This is a genomic window from Spartinivicinus poritis, assembly GCF_028858535.1.
Lineage (GTDB): Bacteria > Pseudomonadota > Gammaproteobacteria > Pseudomonadales > Zooshikellaceae > Spartinivicinus > Spartinivicinus poritis.
Map to the genome: position 1 here is coordinate 1 of NZ_JAPMOU010000135.1, position 2,453 is coordinate 2,453.

Sequence of the window (2,453 nt, forward strand, 5' to 3'; positions counted from 1 at the left end):
AACAAATAAAAATCCAGCCCCATATTTCAACAGCAAGGCTTTTAAAAGCGGCTAAAAAATCACCTTGAAAGGGCTGACCTATGGGCCTAAAAATGACTACTTCCGGTACAAGCACCCTATCACTGGAAAATACTACCCCATGGGTAAAAACCGGGCCAAGGCTCAAGCTGCAGCTCGGCAGTTGAATATTCGGCTTGATGGTCAGTGTATGCTGGTCGCCCATGTGATGGATTCCGATGCAGCTAATGTTGAGCTGTTAATTGATAGATTCAATAAAGAGTATTTACCTACTCGCAACCTTAAGCCACGCAGCTTATTAAATTCAAAGTACCGATTAAACCGAATTATCAGAGATATTGGAAAACTGCCGTTAAAAGAGCTTACTGTACCCACTGTAGCTGATTATCTCGACAATAGTTTTTCAGGTGACTCATACCGTCAGCACCGATCAATATTAATTCAAGTCTGCCGCTTCGGTATTACTAAAGGGTTGCTAACTATGAACCCTGCTGAAGTGACTATGAATAAACAAGCTCAAAAAATACGGCAAAGGCTGACTATCGAACAGTACCACGCTATTTATAAGCTTGCTGATCCCTGGCTACAAAATGCTATGGATATTGGATTGATTACCCTTCAACGTGCAGGTGATATTGTAAAAATGAAATTCGAGGATATTAAAGACAATCACCTGTTTGTTATACAACAGAAGACAGAAAAGCATGGTGAATCAGCCTACTTGGCTATCAATATTGGCAAAGAGTTAAGTACCATTATTAAACGGGCAAGTGAAAGTGGTATTCGCAGCCCCTACATTGTCCACCGAAACCCAGAAAAGCGTAGTAGTAGCCACCGTCGTAATGATCACTGGACTGCTGTTAAACGGGATTATCTAAGCCGGGCATTCTCAGAAGTGCGAGATAAAACTAATTTATTTAAGGAGCAAAAAGCCAGAGAGCGTCCTACCTTCCATGAGATAAGGTCACTGGGTGGTTACCTCTATGAAAAAGCAGGCTATGACAAAAGCGCTATTAGAAGGCTCATGGGTCATACCTCTGAGAAAATGACAGAGCATTACTTACAAGGACATGAAACACGGTGGACGTTGGTTGATGCAGAATTAAGATTTGACTGGAAATGAAAAAAGCCCCAATAAAGGGGCTCTTTGCAAGCATAGTGTGTAGAACTACTTTCTATTTTTCTTTTACAACAACTAATTTATCAATAACAAGAGTATTATCATTAGTACTTGTAATGGCTATTCTAGCTACAGTGATATTTTCAGGCAATCTAACAGCTGCTTCTAAGTCCGTGAATTGATTATTGTCAGTATCCTTTTCATCAAGCTTTATCCACTTTTTTACTTGGGTGTCTGACTTTGGATCTAATGCAGCTAACTCATAGTAAAGCCATAGAGTAGACTTACCTGGCTTAGCCGTTTTTACTGAAGCTCCAACAATATAAGCTTTCTTTTCTTCTGCAACACAGCTTAACTCAAAGCCTACTGCAGGAAAATACTTACTATCTTGAACCATCAATACAGTAGTTTCTTCAATACTAGAATTACCTTCGTCATCAACTACTTGCTTATTTGCCGTGTCAAAATTTAATAGCCCTGTTTTATTCCACTGATAAATACCAAACTGATCTTTAGTATTGAATTCATTGTAATAAGGATGAGTAAAATCAAAGTCTATGGTTTCAGCTTCGCTTTCAGCTATTAATTTAACTAATTCAAAGTTTGTGGCCAGATCAGACCTATCACGCTTAGAAGCAGAGCAAAAGTTACTTATCTTCTTTGCAGTCAAATTAAGCGAGCGAGAAGAGTTATCAAATTCACTACCACACTTTAAACCACTTTCACTTAAGTCATTGGTTGAGCATTTAATCGATGGGTTAGAGAAATATGGTAAATTCTGATCATATGACATAATTGTACCATAATACTTTCCACCCTTTTCAAATGAAAAACCAGTAGAGAATGAGTAAATGCCACCTAGATATGGGGAAGATAGTTCACGAACAAAGCTATCTTCATCTCTAATATTATTCGTCCGTAAATACTCAGCATATAGCTCAAAATTATTCTCTAAATCAAGTTCTGCTAATTCATTTTTTTTAACAAAGTCATCATAAGTCAAATAATTATTATCTTTCAAATACTTGATATGTTTTGTTTTTGCTTTTCGCTCTATTTCATCCCTAATAGTAGAGTCTATATCATAATAGTTAGTTCTTATATCATGCGTTAGCCCCATAGTATGGCCAACTTCATGAAGAAAATTAGTTTTTGCTTCATATCTTTGTTGATCTTCGGTTTTATCACCTAAGCTTACCCCCTCAAGCCCGTGAGCAGGGCTTACTCCTACTAGGGTAAAACTCGGTTCCGAAGTTTTTTTAGATTGACATAACTGCTAATTTATTCATGCAGCCGCTCTGTATTTTAATGACTC

General features: G+C 37.7%; 2 protein-coding genes. One reads left to right on the forward strand and one right to left on the reverse strand.

Annotated features, from left to right (window positions below):
• Positions 1-64 precede the first annotated feature (64 nt).
• Entirely contained in the window at positions 65-1,141 is a 1,077-nt protein-coding gene (locus ORQ98_RS29305; protein WP_274692368.1) for a tyrosine-type recombinase/integrase, read from the forward strand.
• Between the two features lie 52 nt (positions 1,142-1,193).
• On the opposite strand, the gene ORQ98_RS29310 is transcribed toward ORQ98_RS29305, so the two are convergent.
• Entirely contained in the window at positions 1,194-2,258 is a 1,065-nt protein-coding gene (locus tag ORQ98_RS29310) for a hypothetical protein (protein ID WP_274692369.1), read from the reverse strand.
• Between the last annotated feature and the right edge of the window lie 195 nt (positions 2,259-2,453).